Origin of the sequence: Gymnodinialimonas mytili, from assembly GCF_037544085.1 — a bacterium.
In the GTDB taxonomy this organism is placed as follows: domain Bacteria; phylum Pseudomonadota; class Alphaproteobacteria; order Rhodobacterales; family Rhodobacteraceae; genus Gymnodinialimonas; species Gymnodinialimonas mytili.
In genome coordinates this window covers 770,496-794,030 of record NZ_JBBIFW010000001.1, presented here as the reverse complement: position 1 = coordinate 794,030, position 23,535 = coordinate 770,496, and the positions used below count along the sequence as shown (strand labels likewise).

Sequence of the window (23,535 nt, the reverse complement as noted above, 5' to 3'; positions counted from 1 at the left end):
GACACCCCCTAACACCCGGCCCAGGGTCGCGCAAAGCCTAAAGGGAACAGAAACATGGCCCATATCGACTATTACTTCGCAACTGTGTCGCCCTATACCTACCTCGCCGGAACGCGGATGGAGGTGGTCGCCGCCAAACATGGCGCGACGATTGCCTATAAGCCGTTGGACGTGATCGCCCTGTTCGGGCGGACCGGCGGCATCAAACCTGCCGAGCGTCACGAAAGCCGCAAGGAAAACCGCCTGCAAGAGCTGCGCCGCCAAGCCAAAAAGAACGATATGCCGATCAATCTGCAACCCGCGCATTGGCCGACGAACCCGGCGCCGTCGTCCTACGCCTTTATCGCTGCCCAAAAGGCGGGTGGCGGTGATCTGGGTGCGCTGGTCCATGCGATCACGCGGCGGTGTTGGGCCGAAGAGCAGAATATCGCCGAAGACGATGTGATCCGCGCGGCTTTGGAAGAGGCCGGGTTTGATCCCGCCCTGGCCGATACCGGCATGTTGGCAGGTGCCGAGGAATATGCCGCCAATCTTGAAGAAGCCGTGGCCGCGGGTGCCTTCGGCGCGCCCTTCTACGTCGTCGACGGCACGGAAAAGTTCTGGGGTCAGGATCGGATCGGCGATCTGGACCTGTTCCTTGCCGGAAAACTGTGAGCGTCAAAAGCTGGGGGAAGGGGCCGGAGACGGCGCTGATGCTCCACTGCACATTGGCCCAAGGGGGCGCCTGGGCGGGTATGGCGCGGCACCTTCTGGCACGGCTGACCATGGTCGCGCCCGATCTTCTGAGCCATGGCACGGCACCCAACGCCGACCGCAGCCGTGACTATCATCTGCAAGCGACCCAGGCCGCAGCAGCCCATCTGCCACAGACACCATGTCACTTGATTGGCCATTCTTTCGGCGCAACCCTCGCCTTGTGCATCGCGCTGGACCATCCGGATGCGATCAAAACGCTCACCCTGATCGAACCGGTCCTGTTCTGCGCCGCCAATGGCCCGGGGCGTGCGGCACATGACGCCCATGTCGCGAGACTGCCGGGCGGATATTCCGGCGCGGCGCCCGAAGTGATCGCAAAGCATTTCCTTGCGCTTTGGGGCGCAGAGCCTTTCGAGACACTTCCCCAGGCCCACCGAGACTACATGGCAGCCCGGGTCTGGATCCCAGCTGCAACCGAACCCGCGCTGATCCACGACAATGCCAACATTCTGCCGCGCCTGCCCGAACTGATAGCGCCCACGCTGCTGATCGAAGGCGCTGCAACACATCCGGTGATCGGCGAGATCAACGCAAGCCTGGCCACGGACATCCCCTACGCCCGCCGCCATGTGATCGCAGAGGCCGCCCATATGGCACCGATTACCCATCCCCGCGTCACCGCAACTGCCATCGCGACCTTTCTCGACACGCTCTAAACCGCCTGTATTTTCATCTTGGTCAGCAAACTCCGGGGGAGCGCAGCGGGGGCAGAGCCCCCTCCACCCGCGACCCCCTTGCGCCGCCGCCCCAAGTCGCGCATCTACTGGGGCGACGCGAAGGGACATCCATGGCTCTACCGGTTCGGCAACAGATCATCTTTTGGAGCATCGCCGCGGCGGTGTTCCTGCTGGTTTTGTGGCTGTTGGGCAATGTCGTGCTGCCGTTCATCGTGGGCGGGGCCATTGCCTATTTTCTCGATCCGGTGGCCGATCGGCTGGAACGCATGGGCCTGTCACGGATCTTGGCAACGATCGTTATCTTCGTCATTCTCATTTTGCTGGTGGTGCTGATTTCGTTGGTGGTGATCCCCCTGGTCGTCGAGCAGGCGACGGGACTTTTCGAACAGGCGCCAGAATTGATCCGCAATCTCTACACCTTCGTGGAAACGCGCTTTCCAGATCTGATCGTCGAGGATTCGCCGGTCCGCCAAGCGTTTGACAATCTGGGGGAAACGATCCAGGCGCGTGGGGCAGAGCTATTGCAGACCGCCCTCAGCTCAGCGGCGAGCGTGGTGAATGTGCTGGTCTTCATGCTGGTTGTGCCGGTCGTGGCCTTCTACATGCTGCTCGATTGGGACCGGATGATCGCCCGGATCGATGACTTGCTGCCCCGCGACCACGCCCCTGTGATCCGCAAACTGGCGGGCCAGATCGATGACACCTTGGCCAGCTTCATCCGCGGGCAGGGCACGGTCTGCCTGATCCTGGGCACCTATTACGCGGTGGCACTGATGGTGGTGGGGCTGCAATTCGGTCTTGTCGTCGGGCTGATCGCGGGCCTCCTGACCTTCATCCCCTACGTGGGTGCCTTGGTCGGCGGTGCGCTGGCGATCGGCCTGGCACTGTTCCAGTTCTGGGGCGAATGGTGGATGATCCTGATCGTTGCCGCGATTTTCCAATCGGGCCAATTGGTCGAGGGCAACATTCTGACGCCGAACTTGGTGGGATCCTCCGTAGGGTTGCATCCGGTCTGGCTGCTGTTCTCGCTGTCGGCTTTTGGTGCGGTGTTCGGATTCGTCGGCCTGTTGGTGGGCGTGCCCGTGGCCGCTGCCATCGGGGTGCTGGTCCGCTACGGGATTGAGCGGTATCAGGACGGTCTGCTCTATCAGGGCACCACCAATGGCCGTCCATCGATCCCGGACGACGACGGCGCATGAAACCCAAACAACTGGCCTTCGAGCTTCCCCCGGCGCGTCCAGCGATGGGGCGGGACGATTTTTTTGTCTCCACCGCTAACCAATCGGCGGTGGCGCTGGTGGATGGCTGGCGCGATTGGTCGGCGGGCAAGCTGGTGCTGACCGGCGATCTTGGGGCGGGCAAGACCCATCTGGCCCATGTCTGGGCCGCGCAGACCGAGGCGCCCATCATCGCGGCAAAAGATGTCGCCGACCTGCCGCTCGACGGGTTGCCCCCGGCTCTGGCGGTCGAGGATGTCGATCAAATCGCGGGAAATGCCACCGCCGAAGAGGCGCTGTTTCATCTGCATAACGCATTGTCGCAGATTGGCGCGCCGCTGCTGCTGACGGCCCGAACGGCACCCAGCCGCTGGGGCCTGACCCTGTCGGATCTGACCAGCCGGATGGCACAGGCAAGCCTGGCGCGGCTCGACCCGCCCGATGATCAATTGCTGATTGTACTGATGATGAAACATGCCGCTGATCGCAAATTGGATCTGACGCCGAACATGCTCCAACATATCGCCGCTCGCCTGCCGCGCAGCTTTGCCGCCGCTGACCGTGTGGTGGCGCGCATCGACGTCCATGCCCTGGCGGCAAGAAAACCGGCCAATATGACCCATGTCAGGGCGGCGCTTGCAGATATTGGCGATGATCCGTCATTCTAATGTCATGCAGCACGCCTAAGGCCTTGATCCCATGAGTTTTGCCGATTTTCTGAACGCCCCGCTTCCCGACCCTGTATCGCTGCCTGATGATCAGACCAGCGGCCCGCGGCGGTTCTTCAACCGCGAGATTTCATGGCTCGCCTTCAATTGGCGTGTGCTGGAAGAGGCCTCTAATCCGAAAGTCCCGCTGCTGGAACGGGTGCGCTTCGTCTCGATCAGTGCGGGCAATCTCGATGAATTCTACACCGTGCGCGTAGCGGGCCTGCGGGAATTGGCACTGGAGGGCAATCTAAACCCCGCTGCTGATGGCCGATCTCCGGCGGAACAGCTTGAAATGATCAATGACGACGCCCGCTCGCTCATGAAACGGCAGCAGGCAACCTGGACCGATCTACGCGCCGAATGTGAAGCCCAGGGCATCACCGTGGTCAGTCGCGATGCGCTCAGCAAGGCGGACCAGAAATATCTGACCGACGAATTCCTGTCGCGTGTCTTTCCGGTTCTGTCGCCCCTGGCCATTGATCCGGCCCATCCCTTTCCGTTCATCCCGAATGAGGGCGTGGCCCTTGCGCTTCAACTCAAACGCGCGCGAGACGGGCGGCAATTGCAGGCCCTTCTGCCGATCCCGGCGCAGATCGACCGGTTCGTGCCGCTGCCTGCCGCGGATAACAAATTGCGGTTCCTGCCCCTCGAAGAGCTGTTGATGCTGAATATCAGCGCCCTGTTCCCCGGCTATGAGATCAAGGGCAGCTGCATGTTCCGCGTGTTGCGCGACAGCGATCTGGAGGTCGAGGAAGAGGCCGAAGATCTGGTCCGCGAGTTTGAGACCGCCCTGAAACGCCGTCGCCGTGGCGAGGTCGTGCGCCTGCAGATCTCGGACGGGGCGCCAAGCGATCTGCGCGAAGAGATTATCGAACAACTCCACGTGGCCGAACATGAGGTGGTCGAGGTCAAGGGCATGATCGGTCTGGTCTCGCTGAAAGAGTTGGTGGTCGAGGCGCGGCCCGATCTGCTGTGGCGCAGTTTCACGCCGCGTGTGCCCGAACGGGTGCAGGACCACGATGGCAATATGTTCGCGGCGATCAGCCAAAAGGACATGCTGCTGCACCATCCCTATGAGACCTTCGATATGGTCATCCGGTTCCTGGCTCAGGCCGCGCGCGACCCCAATGTGGTGGCAATCAAGCAGACGCTTTACCGAACCTCGAACGAAAGCCCCATCGTCGAAGCGCTGTGCGAGGCGGCGGAAAACGGCAAATCCGTCACCGCTCTGGTGGAGTTGAAGGCGCGGTTCGACGAGGCCGCCAATATTCGGCAATCGCGCAAGCTCGAACGGTCTGGCGCCCACGTGGTCTATGGGTTCATCAATTACAAAACCCACGCCAAGATCAGCACGATTGTGCGCCGCGAAGGCGATACGCTGGTCACCTACACCCATTACGGTACCGGCAATTACCACCCGATCACGGCGCGGATTTACACTGATCTGAGCCTGTTCACCTGCGATGCGGCCCTGGGGCGCGACGCCACGAAAGTGTTCAACTATATCGGCGGTTATGCTGAGCCGGATGGGTTGGAGAATTTGGCGATCTCGCCGCTCTCGATGAAATCCAGTATCATCGCGAATATCCGCGCGGAGGCCGAGCATGCCCGGGCGGGCAAGCCCGCAATGATCTGGGCCAAGATGAATTCACTGATCGAGCCTGACGTGATCGATGCCCTTTACGAGGCCAGCCAGGCGGGCGTGCGGATCGATCTGGTGATCCGTGGCATCTGTGGGTTAAGGCCGGGCGTCAAAGGCATGTCGGAGACTATTCGCGTCAAATCCATTGTCGGTCGCTTCTTGGAGCATTCGCGGATCGTGTGTTTTGGCAACGGCCATGGGCTGCCGTCGAAAAAGGCGCGGGTGTTCATCAGTTCAGCCGATTGGATGGGGCGCAACCTGAACCGGCGGGTCGAAACCTTGGTGGAATGCACCAACCCCACGGTGAAGGCGCAGATCGTCAGCCAGATCATGGCCGCGAACCTCGCTGATATGGCGCAAAGCTGGGTCTTGCAGGCCGATGGCTCGTTTCAACGCCCCGATCTCGAAGCCTTGGAAAACCCGTTTAACTGCCACCGCTTTTTCATGGAAAACCCCTCGCTATCGGGCCGCGGCAGCGCGGGGGCAAAGGATGTGCCCGAACTGACCCACAGCCACGATTGACCCGGCCCGCGCCATCGTGCCAGACATTCGGTCGGGGGACTGACGGGAGAGCGCCGATGAATGCCGAGCAGCAGGCCGAGTTTGGCCCGTTTGGTGTGCCCGTTTTCGACGGCCCCGAGGCGCGGTCGCTGGCGCGGGTGGGCGTGATCGATATCGGCTCCAATTCGGTCCGGTTTGTGGTCTTTGACGGCGCCGCACGGTCGCCTGCCTATTACTTCAACGAAAAGATCCTCTGCGGGTTGGGCGCGGGCTTTGCCGAGACGGGCCGTCTGAATGCTCGCGGCCGTGCGCGGGCCTTGGTGGCGTTGCGCCGCTTTGCAGCACTCGCCGCGGGTATGGCGGTGTCGCCTTTGGTCACCGTGGCCACGGCAGCGGTCCGGGATGCCGAAGACGGGCCGGAGTTTCGCGAGGATGTGTTGCGCGAAACCGGACTCAACATCCGCATTCTCGACGGCGAAGAAGAGGCGCGCCTCTCGGCCCAGGGCGTGCTTTTGGGGTGGCCCGGCGCCGAGGGGCTGATCTGCGATATCGGCGGATCGTCGATGGAATTAGCCGAATTGCGCGGCGAGGGCGAGGTCGGGCTGCGGCGGACCTCGGGCCTTGGTCCGTTGAAGCTAATGGGCATGAAGGGCGGCAAGAAGGCTCTGCGCGCCCATATCAAATCCGAGATAGCGGAGTTAGCAGATGATTTTCCGATGCGCCCTAAGCGCCTGTTTCTGGTGGGTGGATCCTGGCGCGCGATCGCGCGGATCGACATGGTGCGCCGCGGCTATCCGCTGAGCGTGCTGCATGAATATCGGATGACACCAAAGACTATTTTACAGACGATCAAATATATTGAAGCGACGGATGTGGATACGCTGCGCGCGCAAACCGGCAATTCAGCCGAACGGATGCGATTGGTGCCACTGGCCGCGCAGGTCTTGCGCGGGCTGGTTCGGCAGGTGCGGCCGGAAGAGGTGGCGATCTCAAGCTATGGGATCCGCGAGGGCCTGCTTTACGATCAGATGTCCGACACGTTGCGCCACCGTGACCCGCTGATCGAAGCCGCGCGCCATGCCGAGGCATCCTCGGCCCGCGCGCCGGGTTTCGGGCGTGCGCTTTATCGGTTTGTGGAGCCGTTATTTCCGCGCGCCAAGCCTGCCAAACAGCGGCTGATGCGGGCGGCCTGTCTGCTGCATGATGTCAGTTGGCGGGCCCATCCCGACTACCGGGCCGAGGTCTGTTTCGACAATGCCACCCGCGCCAATCTGGGCGGGCTGACCCATGGCGAGCGGATCTATCTGGGCCTGGCCTTGTTGCACCGCTACAAGTCCAACCGCGCGGGCACCGGGTTCAATGCCGAGCTTCTGTCGCTGCTGCCGGAGACACAGGTTCTGGAGGCTGAAATCTTGGGCCGCGCCATGCGGTTCGGCGCGATGTTTGCCGTCGCCAACCCGGTCGATCACGGTCGGCTAACCCTGCGCCCGAAGCGGCGGGAGGTCATCCTGAAGCTGACCTCCGACGAAGGGCGCGACCTGTTCGGCGAGGTCGCGGAGGCGCGCTTTAAGTCCCTGGTAACCGCGATGGAATGTGAGCCGATCATTCGCGGTCGCGCTTAACGCAAGGGTAGGGATTCCCGCAATAGTGTCCGCCTCAGCGATGGTCTAATCCTGGTTCATCGCGAAGGAACACTTCGTTGGAGAATCCACATGACCACGCTGAACTACATCGCCGTTTCAACTGTCCTAATGATCCTTGTGATGTTTGTTGTCATGATCGTCGCCCCTGAGGTGCCGGTGGAAAGCTCTCTGTTCTAAAGCGATTATGTCCCTAAGGATCTGGCCTGGCCCATTGTCCCCGGGCTGGCCAGATCCACCCTTGTCCCTCGACTTAGCGGCCCCATCCCCCGGGGCCGCTTTTTTCTTTTGAATCAGATGATTGACGCAGGGGTAGGGATACCCTGCCTGTCGGCACCGCGTTGGGCTTGTTAAAGGTTATGCACGATCAAGGGGAGATCCTGCCATGTCTTTGATGAATATCTTATCCGCCACTCTGATCCTGCTGATTATCGCCGCCATCGCCGCGTTGGTCCTGGGTATGCGCAGTGCCGAGGCGGGTCCTTGGTCGGGCGCGCATCTCTCGACGCCCGCAATCATGTGGTCCGATGATGTTGCGACTGTCTAGGACACCATCGCCCGGCCGCCTGCATTTGATCGCCACGCTTATCTTGCTGGCAACGCTTGCGGCCCTGACGTTCGCGCAGGCCGCGGGCTGGGCGCTCTAATGGGTTAAGCGACGCATTGCCGGGGCGCTTGTGAGCCTTTTTCCTTTGGCGTAGACCGGCTGGGACGACATTTCTTAAAGGTCCCGCCCGATGCGCCTGTCCCGCTATTTTCTTCCCGTTCTCAAGGAGACGCCCGCCGAGGCGCAGATCGTCAGTCATCGGCTGATGTTGCGCGCGGGGATGATCCGCCAAGCCAGTGCAGGGATCTATTCGTGGTTGCCGTTGGGCTACAAGGTGCTGCGCAATATCGAGCGGATCGTGCATGAAGAACAGATCCGCGCGGGCCACATTCCAATGCTGATGCCGACCGTGCAGTCCGGCGAGCTGTGGCAGAAATCGGGCCGGCATAACTCCTACGGTCCTGAAATGCTGCGATTTCACGACCGCCATGGGCGCGAGATGCTCTATGGCCCCACCAACGAGGAAATGATCACCGATATCGTGGCGAGCTACGTGACCTCTTACAAGGCGCTGCCGCTGACACTCTATCATATCCAGTGGAAATTCCGCGATGAGGTGCGGCCCCGGTTTGGCGTGATGCGCGGGCGCGAATTCCTGATGAAGGACGGCTATAACTTTGATTTATCAAAGGAAGCGGCGCTGCACGCCTATAATCGCCACCTGGTCAGCTACCTGCGCACCTATGAGCGGATGGGCTTGCAGGCGATTCCGATGCGCGCCGATTCCGGCCCGATTGGGGGCGACTATACCCATGAATTCCTTGTCCTGGCCGAGACCGGCGAAAGCGAGGTGTTCTATGACAGCGAGATCACCGATCTGACGCTGGGCAATCGTGACATCGACTACGATTCCGTCGATCAATGTCAGGCCGTGATGGATGAATTCACCAGCCGTTACGCCCGCACCGACGAAACCCACGACACCGCCGAATTCGACAAGATCCCCGCCGAACGGCAACGCTCGGCCCGTGGGATCGAGGTGGGGCAGATCTTCTATTTCGGAACGGAATATTCCGAGAAATTAGGGGCTTACGTGCAATCGGACAGCGGTGAGCGGGTGCCTTTGCATATGGGGTCCCACGGGATTGGTGTAAGCCGTCTACTGGGCGCGATCATCGAGGCGTCCCACGATGACAAGGGTATTATCTGGCCCGAGGGTGTGACGCCGTTCCATTGCGGGATCGTGAACCTGAAACAGGGCGATGCGGAGGCCGATGCGGCCTGTGAAAGCTTGTATGACGCGCTGTCGGGCCATGGTCTTGAGCCGCTTTACGACGACCGGGACGAGCGGGCGGGGGGCAAGTTTGCCACGATGGATCTGATCGGTCTGCCCTGGCGGATCACGGTTGGCCCACGCGGCCTGAAAAACGGTGTCGTGGAACTGACCAGCCGCCGGACGGGCGAGAGCGAAGAGCTGTCGCCGGAAGCCGCCGTGGCCCGCGTGGCAGAGATCTATGCCGCCCATAAACCGGTCAATTCCGGTGTATAGAACCGGTATATCTGACGGATATCTGCGGTGTATCCTCGGGCCATCCACACAATTTTAAGAAAACCACACGAATGTGGTCCCTCACCATCTGAGGGGCCATTCTGATGCACACCAAATTCGTCGACAAATCTCCGAACAAGACCGAACGCCACCACCACTATTACATGGTCGATGCGATGCGGCGGTTTGAATACGATATGCACGACGCGATTGCGATGAATGGGCGCGTGCCCCATGCATGGCATGACATTGCATCGCGCCGGGAAAGCGCCACGAAGAAGATCTGTTTTTCGGTCGATGAGGACGTGTTGAAATGGTTCAAATCGATGGGCCCGAAATACCAGCCGCGGATGAATGCGGTGCTGCGCTCGTTTATGCATGCCAAACTGATGGGATTGTTGCAGGGTGACGAGACATTGGACATGTTTCGGGACCCGATGCACGCCGACCACACCCAACCCGAATGGGGCGATGCCGAGCGGCTGATGCAGCGGAAAGACCGTAGATAGGAGAGCGCTATGCGTTTGTCTTTGATGATGGTGGCGGTGCTGGGCCTGAGCGGCTGCATCGTGGTGCCGATCCCGGTTGCGACCGGGCCGGTGGCGATTGGCCGGACCTCGGCTGAGACGCTGCCCGACTACGATTTCATCGACGGCGATGGCTGCCGAGTGGTGGTGAACCGAGACACGGGGCAGGAATTCCGCACGTGTGGATGATTGCACATAGCTGCGGCGCATAACGAGAGCGAGCGACCATGCCGAGTTGGATGCGATGGGCCCTGGCCATTTGTGCGATATGTGCGAGCGCTGTTCTTGTCGCGACCCGCTTTTACCTGCCGGGGATGGTGACTGTCGGTCCGGCCCAGCGGGCCGTCTTATCAGAAGGCGGCGCCGTGGTATCGCTGCTTGATCCGGGCTTGCATGCTTATAATCGCGCGACCCAGCAACTGACGATCTATGACGCACATGTTTCGCAACAGCTTCGGGTCCGGGGCGCTGTGATGGTCGAAGACTGCCCGGCAGACGTGACCGTCACATATAATATCGGGGACGTTTTGGTCTTTCATCAATCGGGTGGGAATGCGGACCAGATCGCTGCGATGGTATCCACGATCCGTGGCGTCTTGGCGGACATGGATCTGCGCTTGGACACGCCACTTGGTGAGGCGATGAATGCGGTGCGACAAGAGTTGCGAGAGATCGCCTCCGACGGAATGAACATAAGTCACGTTGCGGCTGATTTGGGAGAATGCGCGCCGCCGCCGCCGCGGATCCTCACGGATCGTGTCGAACGTTTGCCGATTGAGCTGGGCGGTGTTTTGGGGGCTCAGCGCGCAGATATGCCTGACTTGGAATTGTTCATGACCGATTCCGTGCGCCTGCAGCTTTTGAATGCCGTAGCGACCTACGATGTGGTCGATCCTAATCTGTCGGCGACATGTTTCGGCGAGAGAGGCGCTGACACCATTGTGACGGATTTTACTGCGGGCAGGCTGCGGTATCGGCTTGCATCGTATCCCAGCACGGAACTGACCACGGGTTTTGAAGCGGTTGCCGAGGCATTGGAGTCGGAAGGTGCCGATCTGGTAGAGCAATGTGGGGTTGAAGTTGGCGCGATTGATGTCAGCGACGCGGTGTTGTGGCGGATCGAACGCGTGAATTGCACCGAGACCCCGGAGGCCGAGATTTGCTTGGAAGCCGATTGACGCGTCTATACGCGACCGAGGCGCGGTTGGGGCGGCGCAAGACCGCCCACGTCGCGTCTATTTCGTTACAATCACCGGGACTTGCGTGGTGGCGCCGGGGGTGAGGGTTTCGAATTCGGCGGCGATGTCTTCGGCATAGACCGCCACGTTGCGGTCATAGGGTTGATCGGGCTGCGCATCGGTGCGGCTTTCGACGCCGACGATCCGGTAGTGGTGGCTGAACGGTTGGTTTGGTCACGTCGACTGACATGTTGGTCACCGCAGCGCGTTCGGGGTGATTTGACCGCGCAGCCCTTGCCGTACCGGAAGGTGACGAACCTAAGGCTCACCTGAAGGCGTGAAACCCGTCGCTCGTCAGAAACCATAGAAGCTTTCGGCTGCTGAAGCGGCCCGAACGATTGTTTCGCTCCGCAGACTGAGCGTTGGGCTGGCGCAGAGCGACGCGTTTGCATCGCATGGCGACGATATGGGCGGCGATCACAGAACAGCGTCGCCGCGCCGAGTGACCTCTATTGGTCGATATCGGTTCGCAGAGTTTGGCAAACGCGGCAATCAGCCACGATGCGGCGCGCCTTGGCCGGTATCCAGATATGTCTTGAGGCTGTCCAGGAAGAACAGATCCCAGCCCGCTTCGCATATATCGTAGCACAGCAATTGTGGGGTGAGCCCGGCATGTTCCAATTGGATCCGCGCACCGTCGGCTTGCCCGCTTATCTCCCACAGCACTTTGGTGTTGAGCCACTCGGTTTCGATTTCCTTTGGCTGGCCCTCATGGATATGCAGGGCGTCGACACAAGTCCATTCCACCTGTGAGGGCCGGTCCAGGCCGGTCAGTTCGAAGGTCCAGTACGACACGCCCGGCGGGAAGGTGAACTTTGCGCGATCGCCAAGGTGAACAAGCGGCTGATCCGGGCGGGTCCACCAATGTTCGACGCCGCGAGTGACGGCTTCGAATGCGGCGGCGGGCTCTGCGGCGACGTCGATGGATTTCTTGTAGTTCTGCGTGGTCATCTTGGCGCTCCTCAGGCGGCATCGGCCCAGTGGGGCGGGAAGGTTTGTGCGACGTTGGGAAGGGCTTCGACCCGGTGGACCCAATCCGCGATCTCGGGCGACAGCGCGTTCAAATCGGCTAGGCCGAGGTCTTGCATGATTTGCGGCTTCGTCTCCATCGCCCGTTGGATCAGGCGGACATGTGGGAAGGCGACGGCGTCGGCCGCGCCCGGACGTGCGCCCGACAGAAAGCGGTGACGGGCCAGAATATCGGTCAGATGGGTGAGTTCGGATCGCAAGGTTTCGGAGGCGATTTTCAGATCATTCGTGGCCTCACCTGCGCCTTGAAAGAAGATTGGGGACAGCACGGCACTGGTGGCGCCCGGCAGATAGTCGAAAATCTCCATGGTGCGCTGCCAGATGAGCCCTGCATCTTGCGGCGTCTCGCCGAACAGTGGCGCGGCCGGGTATGCGCGGTCGAGCCAGGCGAGGATCGCGATGGACTGACCCAGGGTCATGTCCCCTTCTTTCAGGGTCGGGACGGTGCCGCGCGGATTGATGGAGAGATAGGCGTCCGACTTATGCTCCTTCTGCCCGGCGGAGAGCAGGTGGACGTCATAGTCGAGACCTTTGAAGGCCATGCCGAGCGCTGCGCGCCAAGGGCTGGGTGCGCCGCTTACGGTCCAAAACTGCAAGGTCATGATCGAAGTCCTCTGTCGATGCGTGTTTACAGAGGCTTACCCGCGACAGTATGATCGGAAAAGTAGGCAGTATTTTTGTATATACTATCAAAAATAGTACTATTGAGGAAAACAGATGTCCGAGCCCCTTACGGCCAAGATCGTCTCCCCCGTCTCAGACGAAGTCCCGTGCCCTGCACCGCGGGTAATCGGGATGATTGGCGGCAAGTGGAAGCTGCTGATTCTGCAAATCCTGATTTTTCAGGGCACGAAAAGATTTGGGGAACTGCGTAGATCCATAGACGGGATCACGCAGACGATGCTGACCAACCAGCTTCGGGCGCTGGAGGCGGACGGGTTGGTCATCCGCAAGGTATATGCCGAGGTGCCGCCGCGGGTCGAATACTCGGCCAGCACGGATGGGTTGACCTTGGCGCCGGTGTTCACATCGATGCATGAGTGGTGGGTGAACCGTTCAAATGGTTCTTAGTGCCTGGTCGACACGGTCGATCTCGGCCTGATACCACGCGATGGCGGCTGCAGGATCTTCGGTAAAGCCCGCTGCAAATGAGGCGGGCGCCTCGGTCACCTCGTCATATCGCGTGGCCCAGACCATCATGGAAATCAGCGCAGGCAGGAAATCCTTGGCCTTCTGCGTGGGGAAGTAGCACACGCTGCTGGCCTTTCGCGGATCGGGCTCTCGGGTGAACATGCCGAGCGCTTCAAGCTTGGCAAGGCGGTTGGCCAGGATGTTGGTCGAGATGCCTTCGGGCGAGGCCAGAAACTCGCGGTAGGTGCGCTTGCCGTGCAGCAGCACGTCCCTGAGCAACAGGAAGCACCATTTGTCACCGACGATGCCCGCCGCATAGCGGGTTGGGCATCCATTCCAGTCCGGTTTTTCGCGCATTGCCATGGGAGTGGATATAGAAGATCGCAAGGTGCTTGCAATATGCAAGTGCAGTAGCTATCAATTTACTTGCAAAATGCAAGTGGAGAGAGAAAATGCCCGCACCCTTCGTCTGGTTCGACAACATGACCGCGCAGCCGCAAGACACCACGCACTTCCTGCACGCCATGTTCGGATGGCAGCGTGAGGACATCGGCGCGATGACATTTCTGACGGAGAAGGCTGGCGCCACGCCCTTTGCCGCGACGTGCCACGAGATGAACGGCATCACTGGCTGGGTGCCCTACATCGAAGTGGAAGACCTGACTGCGGCCGTTGCGATCGCCCGCCGAAACGGGGCCGACGTCGTTGCGGAAAACGTGGAGGGTCCGGCGGGGAACGCCAGCTTCATCCGCGATCCGGGCGGCAGCCCCATGGCGTTATGGAAGCGCAGCCAAAGCTGAGAGGTTCACCATGTTGAAGAAACAGATCTTGGCCGCTGCGATCTATCCGCTGATCGTCTTCCCCCTTGCGCTCGTCTGGCACCTGGTGCTGTTCAAAGACAGATACATGACCTTTGGCTATTTCGCGGGTGAGCCGAATATCCCGGTGGGCCTGGTCACAATGATCATTCAAGGCGTCGTGCTGGCCGCGATGTACCCGATGTTCAAACTGCGTCACACCGGCCATGCGCGCGCCTTCCTATTTGCGGGGCTCTTGGGTTTGTTCTTTTGGACAAGTCACGTGCTGGCACTGGTGGCCAAGCAGAATGTGCCGCAGGCCGGGACCTATATCGTAATGGAAACCGCGTATCTGAGCCTGCAATTCGGGCTTTTTGCGCTGGCCCTGGGGTTCATCTTTCGTGGAACGGAACAGGGGTCGATCACGCCCGCCTAAAGATGTGATGGGTGACACCATTCTCCAACGCCTCTGCCCCCCGTAGTGCGTAGCGGCGCGGCGTGACGCTGGGTTCGAACAACCGCTTCCCCGCGCCGACCACAACCGGGAAGGTCCAGATCCGGAACTCGTCGATCAGATCACTGGCCTGAAGCGTCTGTATCAGTGCTGCGCTGCCATGGATCTGCAACAGGGGGCCGTCTTCCGCTTTCAGCCGTGTCGTGGCCGCCGCGATGTCACCGGTAAGGGGGCGCGTGTTTTCCCATGTCAGTGGGGGCGACCCGGAGGTTGCGACGTATTTTCGGGCCGCATTCAACCGGTCGCCCAGATCGGATTTCGGTGCGTTTGGCCAATGGCCAGCGAAGATGTCATAGGTCTTTCGTCCGAACAGAATGTCATAGGGGTGCGCCATTGCGATACGTTCGACATGCGGCATCACCTGGTCCCAATAGGGGGCGGCCCATCCGCCTTCGATGAAGCCGCCGGATGTATCTTCCTCGGGCATGCTGGGGGATTGCATAACGCCATCCAGGGTCACGAAGGACAGGGCTGCGAGCGCTCGCATCTTAATGCGCAGCGCCGGTCATGGCGTGCACAAGCGCGACCATCTTGTCGAAGGCCTGGTTCCACCCACCTGCACCTGCGGTGCCCTCGACCACACCGACATGCACCATGACCATGCGGGTCTTGCCGTCGATCTCGTTGAGATCGATGATCACCTCGGTGATGTCGGGGAAGCTGTCCGGCATCCCCATGGCCTGTGGAGAGATGATCGTGCCATCCGCGTCGCACATGCTTTCGGTGTAGACGAGGCGATCGGGCGCGCGGACCTCCTTATAGACCCCGGTGAACCACATTTCCATCGATCGCTCAGGCGATTGCATCGCCATGCAGACCTTACGGGTCCCGCCAATTCTAACGTCCATCTCGGCCGCGGGAACCGACATGCCATTGGGACCGTACCATTGTTTGAACAACCCCGGATCGGTCCACATTTTCCACACAAGATCAATCGGCGCATCGAATTCGCGTTCAATCCGAACCCAGTTCTGGTCAGCACTCATTGATCGCTCTCCTTCATATCGTTCAGCAAGTTGTCCATCACGTCGAAGCGAGCGGCCCAGATATGCCGGTACTGATCCGTCCAGTTCGAGATATCCCGGATCGGTTCCGCTTCGAGCTTGCAGAGGCGGAATTGCGCATGCTTCTCGCGTGTGATCAGGCCCGCGCTTTCAAGCACCCGAATGTGCTTGGACACGGCCGGCAAGGACATATCAAACGGCTCGGCCAGAGCATTCACGCTGGCCGTTCCCTTCGCCAGATGCGCCAAGATCGCCCTCCGGGCGGGGTGCGCCAATGCGGAGAATGCCGCGTCGAGCTGATCGCTTTCATTCATACGGTTAGAATTATACCAACTGGTTAATTAATCAAGTGGTTTAATAAGGGGCGTCCAAGTGGCGATCGCGAAGCTGAAGAAATCCTGGGATCATTGTTCATCCGAGGTGCACCTTCAGCACGTGCTCCGAAGCCCGGCTTCCCGTTCTTTGATCATTCCAATGATCGGCGCTTCGGTGAAACGGCTCTTTCGCATCTGTTTGCGTCTTCGAAAGGTTGAGCAAACTCTACATCACAATGAGGGACGTTTCGGGGTAGCCGTCGTGACTGGCTAAGCAAATCCCATAGGCTCCAACATATCTTCAGCGTTGTGCCGCATGGTATGACACTCTGCGCTGAGATCATCGAGGCAGGCACGTCGCTCAAGGCCTCCCCTGCTTCAATGGCGCGCCGCTGCTTGATCCGTTCGCGACAGGATTGTGCTGACGCTATTTTCTCACATGTAACAAAACGGCTGAACTCGGCCGCGGGTTTGTCTGTTTGGCCTACCCGACCCTTTGGACGGCGGATCGGTGCGAGTATTGCCTGGGGTTGGTGGTCAAGGCGCAAACGGCCGTTTTAAGAGCATTCACAAAAGCGCATCGTCACGCGCCGACTAACCCAGCAGAGGCGCGCAGCGACGCAGGAGGGACGTGTCAGGCACCGGGTTAAGATCGCCCCAGAACCACTCCCTCCAACTGCGTCCGTTGGGCGCGTCGGCGTCGAAATGTGCCGACATGACGCGGTAATCACCCGGTACGACCTCGGCCACATTGGAGAACAGTTCGATTTCGGTGAAGTCGATCCCCGATGGTCCAAGCCAGGCTTGGTGGGTCAGCAGGCCGACAAGATCAAGGTCGATCTCGTAGCCCGCGACTTCCCCTTCGTGAGAGGCGTGGATCAGGCAGCCCAGACCCTCTCGTTCGTCCACGGCGATCCAGTCCCCATTGCCAGCGGTCATCACCGGCGCGCCGCGCGCCATGAAGTCCACGAGCAGCTGCCGGTGCTCCGCGTCCTCGGCATCATAGGCTCGGGCTGGGTCGTAGACGTCGATCCAGCCGAGGGCGCCTGGACGGTTCGCCGCCACCTCTTCGAGTGAGAACCGCAGACCGCCCGAAGAGGGGTTGGGGTAGCGAAATGCACCATCGGGCGGGGTCTCTCCCGCCGGGAAGCTCACGGACCATTCCAGGAATTGCTCGGGCGGCAACCTGTCGTATTCGATGTCTCGGAAGCCGTCACGAAGAACCGGTCGGCCGCGCAATTCCCAACTGATTTCGATATAGGCGGATACCTCGGACAATACTTCCCGCACGGATGCAGGCAGGGGAACGTCGCGCTCAAGTCCAGCGATTTGGGCCGGGGATGCGGGCGGATCAATTCGGACCACGGGCCGAAGATCGACATGTTCAACCCACTCGGCGCCCCAAGGCAGGTGGCCCATCACGCGATGGGTCATGGCGTCTGACTGCAGGTGAGCCCCGATCTGAAGCAGGAACTCTCTCAAAGGGTGCACTGCGACACCTCGTCATTGGTGGCGTGTTCGATGATCAAGATCGGCCCGCTATCGGGCAAGCAACGAATTGGATGATACGGTCGCTGCGCGGAAAACACCTACAAACCAATATCTTAGACCCCCTCTTCCAAACCGTGCAGACGCGAGATCGGGAGGGCCATGTCCCGGATATCGCTCAGCGGTGCGTGGTGAAGATCGACGCGATAGAAAGACGGGCAGATCTCCATCCAGGCCCGCCAGGTGAGGTCGAGCCGCATTTTGTCGACCCGGAAATCCAAATGCACACCGTCCAGGCTCAAGACCGCTTGCACCTCTCGCCCATCGCGGAAATGAAACCGCGCCCAGGGTTGTTGTGCTGGAAGCCGAATGTCGAACCGCTCTCCTCCCGGACACAGACCCACCGTTTGGATCACCTCGTCTCCCGTTAGAAACCCAGGCTGGATCAACGCGGGCGGGGCAGAATTGTAGAAACGGTAATCGAAATCCTTCGGCAGGCGCGGATGCCGGTTCGCCTGCCAATCCGCATCATAGGTGCCCGCAAATTGCTGCCGGTTGCGCCACCAGGGTGGCATCGGGCCAAAGCCCTGGGGGGCGGGTGGATGCGCGAGATCTTCGGTCACCGGCACATGCGCGCTATCGATCCTTGGCGCCGCGATAGGCGTGTCTTTTGGTGTGCGATCAGGGTCAATGAGGCCCGGCCCAATCGGATTGCGCGGATCAACCTTGCCGTCGGGATCACCGATGTGGCGCCCGCCGCTGGCAAGGCAGTAGGTGAGATCGGCTTGCTGAATAGGGTCAGGCTTAGTGAGGTGCCAAGTGTCCTTGTCGCAGATCCAAGACCGCTCACCCACGGCGCGCAGCACGGCAACATGGTCACCGATCTGTATCCCCGCAAGGATCGCATCGCTTGGCTCAGCGGCATGTATCGCGCCGAGATATGTCACATCGGTCGCGGGCTTGAACGGCACCAGATCTGAGGCGACCAGCATGTCGCTGTCCTGCGGCCCGCCTTCGAACACATCGCTCAGGATCAGATCCGGGCGGTCCGCGGCCTCCAGAGACCCATCGGGCTGCACCACATACCGCCCCCGCGCCACCACCACCGCCATCGTCGACCCATCCCGGTGCCATTGCTCAAAGCCTAGGCCAGAAAATGAGGTCGTGTTCTCAACTAGCATTGAGTGTCATCAATCTAAGATCAGCCTCTCTCTCGGGCTAAATCTATCGCAGGTGTTGGATTGGGTGTTTCGGTGTTTTCGACCCACGTCAGTTTGCCAATTGTGTTGCGATTGTTCATGTCCCAGTAATCATTGTGGCGCACCGCCCATTCGCCTTGGATGCGGACAGAGTTAGAGTGACTACGCGGGTGGCAGATGCTGCCCGTTGTACCGGATTTGATACCACCACCCGTGCCCGGCGCATCACCCGAGCATTGGGTGACAATTGACGCCATGTTGTGGGCCCTCTGACCGGTCATCCGCACGGTCGCTGCCGTATTCGCATCGTCACCCTGGATCGCATAGATCGAGTACGGGATCGGCGGCATCGAACTGCCAACGGGTGTCTTGCAGACATCGGGTGTGACGCTGACTATTAGTCCTTTGCCGGTGTCCCGGCTGCCCTCGTTAGGACCGCTCATAACTCTATGTCCTTTAGGTTATCTGATCGCCGGAAGTAGCACACCCGCTGTTTAAGTCCGATGCGAGCATCTGTGCAGCTACCGATCCCCGCTACTTTACGGAGACACGTGCCGACACCAAATACCAACATTTTACTCATCCCAGCTGTCAGCCCAACCTTCACCAAGAGGAACTGGGACTTCATTGGGATCAGGCGGCGGAACAGTGACCACCTCGAACGGCATTGCCGCTTCTAGAACTTCACGCAATGGTGCCCGGTAGATATTTTCTGCTTGGGGTTGCCCCCCTTGGGATAGCGGGACGCGCAATCCAAATGCTTCCATATATTCAAGTTCGCCCGCTGCTTCCCGCGCGACTGTCAGCAAGGCCCGCCCATCGGATGCCATCAAAGGGTGCTCATCAAGGTCATCAAGCGCACCGCCCACTTCCGATCCAAACCGAAGGGCCATCTCTACAGGTGAAGGCTGAGCAGACGCATGCATCAAATACAAAACACCCGTCAACGTATCAATTGTCACTTCTGTTCCATCTTGCAGTTGAGCCGAGGTGCCGCCGAATGCCGTGTAAAAGCCTGTCGCCACATGCGCGGAACCTTCTGGGAGGATACTGGCAAGTGCCGATCCCAGTGATCCCGGACCAGAAACGACCAAATCACCACTACGATAAGAACCAAGGCCTTTTTCTTCAAAAAAATCTGCTAGGACCTTTAAATCGTTTTCCTCCCACACAGAACGGTCATGCGGAGAAACGGGGAACGCGTCATCAGCCTGAGGAAAAGCTGATCGCAAGTAATCCATGACAACTTCATATTCTTCCTCGGTCACATTTTAACTCCCCAAACCTTGGCAAATTGCCAATTCCACTTGTGTTGACCCACATCCTAAAGCGGCCTGTTGCCGGGCGTGCGCGACCAAGCGTTCAGCGCGGGTTTGGCCGGGGTGGCCGCGTGGAGCTCGATTCCAAAGATTGCCTATCGAACTGTTCGTACCACGATGGCCTATCTCTGGGATCGGGCGTCCGAAACGTGCCGCTGCGATGCTTTGCGGTGACATAATAATCGTTGGGTTTCCACCTGCAATCGAGTCTGGATTGTGTAGTGCAGCAACGCGCCTCATATGACGAGCCAGCCGAGCTTCGACGGACGCATTTGCTGCCGCGAGAACGTAAGGATTAGCAGATGAGGTGCCCGGCGTCACTGAGCGCAAATAGGATCTATAGGCACGTCTGTACGCGCCCCTTACTGCTGTTCTTGACGTGTTAGAAGCTAACTCTGCGGCAGCGCGACCCGCTGGAGTCTGAAAGGTATCGTAGTTCTGAACCAAGTCTTGAGGTAACATCGCGTTGATGCCGTCCTGCTGGTTGCGCAGCTGGCGTTCATATTCCCGTCGCAAAGGGTTGCGACGATACTGCTCTCCCGGCCAAAAGCAGACTACAATGCGACGACATTGGCCAGCAATTCGGACGTCGCCCTCGGCTTCCGGCGGTGGAGGCACGATTGTCTGCTGGGCGAGTGCTTGACGAAATTCTTCTTCTTGCCGCGCGCTTTCCTCTCGATAGGCAGCGAGGATTTCGTCAACTTCTTCTGAACTTGCTGCCTGTCCTAGCAGACGATTGGTTTCGTTCATCCGATGAGTAAGTGCATCTGCATGGGCTTCGTCGGCGCCCGGCAGCGCTTGCAATGCAATCTGATCAGCAGTGTCGGCAAAAACATGAGATTGAGCCTCCATTGAACCCAGTAGGACTTCGCCCGCCTCGGGATATTGCTCAGCGAGCTGCGACTGACGAAGATAGCCGTCACCACCAGGTGCAAAAGATTCAGCCTGCGACCGCAGGTTGCCGATGTGTGTCTCAATTTTGTGTTGCGCAGGAATCAAGGCATCAATGAGCATGATGCCCTCGTAGATAGTCGAAGGTACCGCAACGATAGGAATGAGGCGGACACCTACACGAGCCATTGCAGCAGGGGCGCGGGCGATACGATTGAATGTGGTCGGCGCGTCTTGTGGCATATTCCGGGCGTCAATTCAGGTCGATGATCCGGGCGTTGGCCTGGATGTGGTCTGTGGCGGAGAAGTTGAACTTGGTGCCGATGATGGTGACATTGCCGTCGCTATCCATGACAAACTTGGACTTGCCGCAATTGATGATGAACTCGCGGCCCGCATGGATCGTCATGGTATGGCCGACGGAGGTGTTCTTGTAGGCGCCGATCTGCTCGGTGCGCGCCATGCCGATCGTGTCGGAACGGAAGCGCTCAACAACTGTGTTCAGCACGCCCGACATCGGCATGGTCGAGGATAAAAGCTGGCCCAGTCGCGCGCCCGCACCGGCTTCATCCGCGCCGGCCGCGTCCCGGTGGTTGCTAGCCCGCGCAAAGCTACCATTGGCCAGACCGGTCAGCCCCGCCATGGCCGTGCCCGCCTGGGCCAGGTTGCCGACAAATCCGCTCAGCACACTATCGCCCACGGCCTCGGACCCGGCCAGCGCGTCTGCGCCACCCGCCGCCGCGATGCCACCGAGCAGGCCGAAGACCCCAACTCCACCGCCGCCAACGCTGAGATTCATCGACCCCCCGATGCTCTCCTGGTGGTTCTGGGCCACATCGATGGCTTTGTTCGACCCCACGCTTTCGACCTGGTCCTGTTCCACCCGCTTGGAGCGATTGTGCAGGACTTTGATGGTTTGGTCCTTCTGTGCGTGGAAGAACATGTTTTCTTCGCCGGTTGCGTCTTCGAAGGAGATTTCGTTGAAGCCGTCTGCTTTGTGGGTTTGGGTGCGCATGACGGATTTGGTTTTATGTTCCGGCAGGGGATACGGGACGCGTTGGCGTTCGTTTGGGACGACGCCTGTGACGACAGGTCTGTCCGGGTCTCCGTCGAGGTAGGAGACCATGACTTCCATGCCGATACGGGGGATGACCTGGCCGCCCCAGCCGGCGCCGGCCCAGTTTTGGGTGACTCGGATCCAGCAGGTGTCGGACCCGTCTTTCGCCGCCCGCCTGTCCCAGGGGAACCAGACCTTGATGCGGCCATATTCGTCGGGGTGGATCTCTTCGCCCTCGGGGCCCGCCACAATCGCCACCTGTGTGCCATCGATCCGCGGGCGTGCTGTGGTCAGGGGCGGTGTGGCCGGCACATCGGCGGGCAGTGCCAGGAAGCGGTTGACGTAATCGGGCTGGTTCTCGACGCTCTCATAGCTCAGATCCACCGCCTCATGTTCCACCGCGAGGATCACATGCGGGTCGAACACGTTGTCGGGGTTCGCCACGTCATAGGGCGTGAAGCGCGACCCGGCGGCCAGGGTGCGAACGTCGCTGCCGCCTTCGACCCGCGCATGCTCGGCCTCCTGCACCTGCATCCGCAGCCGCGCCACCCGCTCGACACCACCCGCCTCGATCCCCTCCGACGCGCGACCGCCGGGCCCATAGCCCGCCTGCATCGGATAGGTGTAGCGCTCGTAATGGCCGTTCCGCGGCAGGCTCACCAGCGACGGCGTCGTCGCATCCGGCACCGTGCCCGGTGTGGTGAAGTTCCAATCCCGCCCCGCATGTCCGCCGGGGATATAGCGGAAGGTCGTCTCGAACCGGCTGATATGGTTGCGGTCGGTCGAGCCATGGGCAAAGCGCACATCCTCGCCGCCGATATAGCCCGCGGCATGGCTCGCGATATGCAGCTGATGCGCGCCGGGCTCATGGGTCCACCAATAGTAAAGCCCATCCTCTTCCAGCCGCCGCGTCAGGTAATCCAGATCGCTCTCGTTCCACTGCACCGAGTAATGCTGCGGCGGCACGGGCTCGACCACACCCGCCGTGACAGGGGCCGTGATCCCGTGTTCGCCGCAAAGATCGTTGGCGATGTCGAGGGCGCTCTTGTCCAGCCAGATCCGGCAATCCGAGCGCTGGCTCATCAGCCACAGATCCGGGCGCAGGGTCAGCGTGTATTCCCGCAGGCCCCGCGTGTGCCGCGCGCCCGCCATCAGATCTGTGACGATGGCGTTCCAGGCGCGCCTCTCGCCGCCGCCCAGTTCAAGGGAGAGATCGACCGCCTGACCCAGCAGGTCCTGCGGTGTCAGATCGGGCGACTTGGAGCGCACCACCATCTGCGCCTCAAACAGTTCCGAGATCGCCTCGCGCACGCGCAGCTTCTGGGCCAGAAGCTGGTCCTGCCCCAGCGGCGTCTCAATCCGCAAGATCCGCTCAGCCTGAATGAAATCAGCTTCCGCGTTCATCGGCGCCTCCCGGGAGAATATAGCAGGTCATAAAAATAATAGCGTGTGATGGCACAGTGGAACCCAACACACGCCATGGCGAGTCCACCCAAGCAGCGCCCCTTAGAACGGCAAGTCTTCGCCGATAAAAACCTGCCAGTATTCGACCCCGAGCGCACAGCTTGGCGGGGCCCCGACGGACACAACCGAAGGTGCGTATGACGATTGGATCGCTTCCAAGGCAGGGCACCGATCGCTTATCCTCTGTTCACACAGAGCCACTACAAATTGTACATGACCAAGCAACCCGCATCCACGCCCAAGAGCGGAGCCTTCGCCACGATAGGGTCGCCGCTCCAAAATCCGCCGCTTCTCCATCGCCCGCCTCGGCTAAGAGACCGCTAA

At 60.3% G+C, this 23,535-nt stretch carries 26 protein-coding genes; 14 read left to right on the top strand and 12 right to left on the bottom strand.

Going from position 1 to position 23,535, the window contains the following annotated elements; translation table 11 throughout:
* Positions 1–54 precede the first annotated feature (54 nt).
* From V8J82_RS03920 to V8J82_RS03870, 11 genes are all read left to right on the top strand, one after another.
* On the top strand, positions 55–654 hold the full coding sequence (locus tag V8J82_RS03920) for a 2-hydroxychromene-2-carboxylate isomerase (protein ID WP_339972361.1): 600 nt from the start codon (positions 55–57) through the stop codon (positions 652–654).
* A 38-nt stretch (positions 655–692) separates the two neighbouring features.
* Entirely contained in the window at positions 693–1,412 is a 720-nt protein-coding gene (locus V8J82_RS03915) for an alpha/beta fold hydrolase (protein ID WP_339972359.1), read from the top strand.
* Between the two features lie 131 nt (positions 1,413–1,543).
* On the top strand, positions 1,544–2,632 hold the full coding sequence (locus V8J82_RS03910) for an AI-2E family transporter (protein WP_339972357.1): 1,089 nt from the start codon (positions 1,544–1,546) through the stop codon (positions 2,630–2,632).
* On the top strand, positions 2,629–3,318 hold the full coding sequence (locus tag V8J82_RS03905; protein WP_339972355.1) for a DnaA/Hda family protein: 690 nt from the start codon (positions 2,629–2,631) through the stop codon (positions 3,316–3,318). The genes V8J82_RS03910 and V8J82_RS03905 overlap by 4 nt, the downstream gene beginning before the upstream one ends.
* Before the next feature lie 31 nt (positions 3,319–3,349).
* The gene (locus V8J82_RS03900; protein ID WP_339972353.1) at positions 3,350–5,524 is read left to right on the top strand and encodes an RNA degradosome polyphosphate kinase; all 2,175 of its coding nucleotides are present in this window, start codon (positions 3,350–3,352) and stop codon (positions 5,522–5,524) included.
* 56 nt (positions 5,525–5,580) lie between these two features.
* Positions 5,581–7,125, top strand: coding sequence for a Ppx/GppA family phosphatase (locus tag V8J82_RS03895; RefSeq protein ID WP_339972351.1), 1,545 nt, complete (start codon positions 5,581–5,583; stop codon positions 7,123–7,125).
* Positions 7,126–7,537: 412 nt separating this feature from the next.
* Positions 7,538–7,690, top strand: coding sequence for a hypothetical protein (locus tag V8J82_RS03890; protein WP_339972349.1), 153 nt, complete (start codon positions 7,538–7,540; stop codon positions 7,688–7,690).
* Positions 7,691–7,880: 190 nt separating this feature from the next.
* Positions 7,881–9,239, top strand: coding sequence for a proline--tRNA ligase (proS, locus tag V8J82_RS03885; RefSeq protein ID WP_339972346.1), 1,359 nt, complete (start codon positions 7,881–7,883; stop codon positions 9,237–9,239).
* Between the two features lie 104 nt (positions 9,240–9,343).
* Entirely contained in the window at positions 9,344–9,748 is a 405-nt protein-coding gene (locus V8J82_RS03880) for a BrnA antitoxin family protein (RefSeq protein WP_339972344.1), read from the top strand.
* A 9-nt stretch (positions 9,749–9,757) separates the two neighbouring features.
* Positions 9,758–9,955 (top strand): hypothetical protein, encoded by a 198-nt coding sequence (locus V8J82_RS03875; protein ID WP_339972342.1) that lies wholly within the window; start codon positions 9,758–9,760, stop codon positions 9,953–9,955.
* Between the two features lie 50 nt (positions 9,956–10,005).
* On the top strand, positions 10,006–10,944 hold the full coding sequence (locus V8J82_RS03870) for an SPFH domain-containing protein (RefSeq protein WP_339972341.1): 939 nt from the start codon (positions 10,006–10,008) through the stop codon (positions 10,942–10,944).
* Between the two features lie 552 nt (positions 10,945–11,496).
* Here V8J82_RS03870 and V8J82_RS03865 read toward each other — a convergent pair.
* Both V8J82_RS03865 and V8J82_RS03860 read right to left on the bottom strand, forming a co-directional pair.
* A complete protein-coding gene (locus tag V8J82_RS03865) occupies positions 11,497–11,955 on the bottom strand; it encodes an SRPBCC family protein (protein ID WP_339972339.1) in 459 nt (152 codons plus the stop codon).
* An 11-nt stretch (positions 11,956–11,966) separates the two neighbouring features.
* Positions 11,967–12,635: a glutathione S-transferase family protein gene (locus V8J82_RS03860; RefSeq protein WP_339972337.1), complete on the bottom strand. Its 669-nt coding sequence runs from the start codon at positions 12,633–12,635 to the stop codon at positions 11,967–11,969.
* 115 nt (positions 12,636–12,750) lie between these two features.
* Here V8J82_RS03860 and V8J82_RS03855 point away from each other — a divergent pair, with 115 nt between their 5' ends.
* Positions 12,751–13,104, top strand: a complete 354-nt coding sequence (locus V8J82_RS03855) for a winged helix-turn-helix transcriptional regulator (protein ID WP_339972335.1) — start codon at positions 12,751–12,753, stop codon at positions 13,102–13,104.
* On the opposite strand, the gene V8J82_RS03850 is transcribed toward V8J82_RS03855, so the two are convergent.
* Positions 13,090–13,527 (bottom strand): winged helix-turn-helix transcriptional regulator, encoded by a 438-nt coding sequence (locus V8J82_RS03850; protein ID WP_339972333.1) that lies wholly within the window; start codon positions 13,525–13,527, stop codon positions 13,090–13,092. The two genes, V8J82_RS03855 and V8J82_RS03850, sit on opposite strands and share 15 nt — an antisense overlap.
* Before the next feature lie 89 nt (positions 13,528–13,616).
* Between V8J82_RS03850 and V8J82_RS03845 the strand changes: the two genes are divergently transcribed.
* On the top strand, positions 13,617–13,964 hold the full coding sequence (locus V8J82_RS03845) for a VOC family protein (RefSeq protein WP_339972330.1): 348 nt from the start codon (positions 13,617–13,619) through the stop codon (positions 13,962–13,964).
* Positions 13,965–13,974: 10 nt separating this feature from the next.
* The gene (locus V8J82_RS03840; RefSeq protein WP_339972328.1) at positions 13,975–14,397 is read left to right on the top strand and encodes a hypothetical protein; all 423 of its coding nucleotides are present in this window, start codon (positions 13,975–13,977) and stop codon (positions 14,395–14,397) included.
* Here the strand turns inward: V8J82_RS03840 and V8J82_RS03835 are convergent.
* The 9 genes from V8J82_RS03835 to V8J82_RS03795 form a co-directional block, all read right to left on the bottom strand.
* The gene (locus V8J82_RS03835; RefSeq protein WP_339972326.1) at positions 14,384–14,962 is read right to left on the bottom strand and encodes a dihydrofolate reductase family protein; all 579 of its coding nucleotides are present in this window, start codon (positions 14,960–14,962) and stop codon (positions 14,384–14,386) included. The genes V8J82_RS03840 and V8J82_RS03835 overlap by 14 nt on opposite strands.
* Position 14,963: 1 nt before the next feature.
* Positions 14,964–15,461, bottom strand: coding sequence for an SRPBCC family protein (locus tag V8J82_RS03830; RefSeq protein ID WP_339972324.1), 498 nt, complete (start codon positions 15,459–15,461; stop codon positions 14,964–14,966).
* A complete protein-coding gene (locus tag V8J82_RS03825; protein ID WP_339972321.1) occupies positions 15,458–15,793 on the bottom strand; it encodes an ArsR/SmtB family transcription factor in 336 nt (111 codons plus the stop codon). The genes V8J82_RS03830 and V8J82_RS03825 overlap by 4 nt, the downstream gene beginning before the upstream one ends.
* Positions 15,794–16,387: 594 nt before the next feature.
* Positions 16,388–17,227: a hypothetical protein gene (locus V8J82_RS03820; RefSeq protein ID WP_339972319.1), complete on the bottom strand. Its 840-nt coding sequence runs from the start codon at positions 17,225–17,227 to the stop codon at positions 16,388–16,390.
* 170 nt (positions 17,228–17,397) lie between these two features.
* Complete coding sequence (locus V8J82_RS03815; protein ID WP_339972317.1) at positions 17,398–18,462, bottom strand: DUF2169 family type VI secretion system accessory protein; 1,065 nt, start codon at positions 18,460–18,462, stop codon at positions 17,398–17,400.
* Between the two features lie 20 nt (positions 18,463–18,482).
* Positions 18,483–18,923: a DUF4150 domain-containing protein gene (locus V8J82_RS03810; RefSeq protein WP_339972315.1), complete on the bottom strand. Its 441-nt coding sequence runs from the start codon at positions 18,921–18,923 to the stop codon at positions 18,483–18,485.
* A gap of 132 nt (positions 18,924–19,055) precedes the next feature.
* The gene (locus V8J82_RS03805; RefSeq protein ID WP_339972313.1) at positions 19,056–19,748 is read right to left on the bottom strand and encodes a hypothetical protein; all 693 of its coding nucleotides are present in this window, start codon (positions 19,746–19,748) and stop codon (positions 19,056–19,058) included.
* A gap of 3 nt (positions 19,749–19,751) precedes the next feature.
* The gene (locus V8J82_RS03800) at positions 19,752–20,933 is read right to left on the bottom strand and encodes a polymorphic toxin type 15 domain-containing protein (RefSeq protein WP_339972311.1); all 1,182 of its coding nucleotides are present in this window, start codon (positions 20,931–20,933) and stop codon (positions 19,752–19,754) included.
* Between the two features lie 10 nt (positions 20,934–20,943).
* Entirely contained in the window at positions 20,944–23,151 is a 2,208-nt protein-coding gene (locus V8J82_RS03795; RefSeq protein WP_339972309.1) for a type VI secretion system Vgr family protein, read from the bottom strand.
* Between the last annotated feature and the right edge of the window lie 384 nt (positions 23,152–23,535).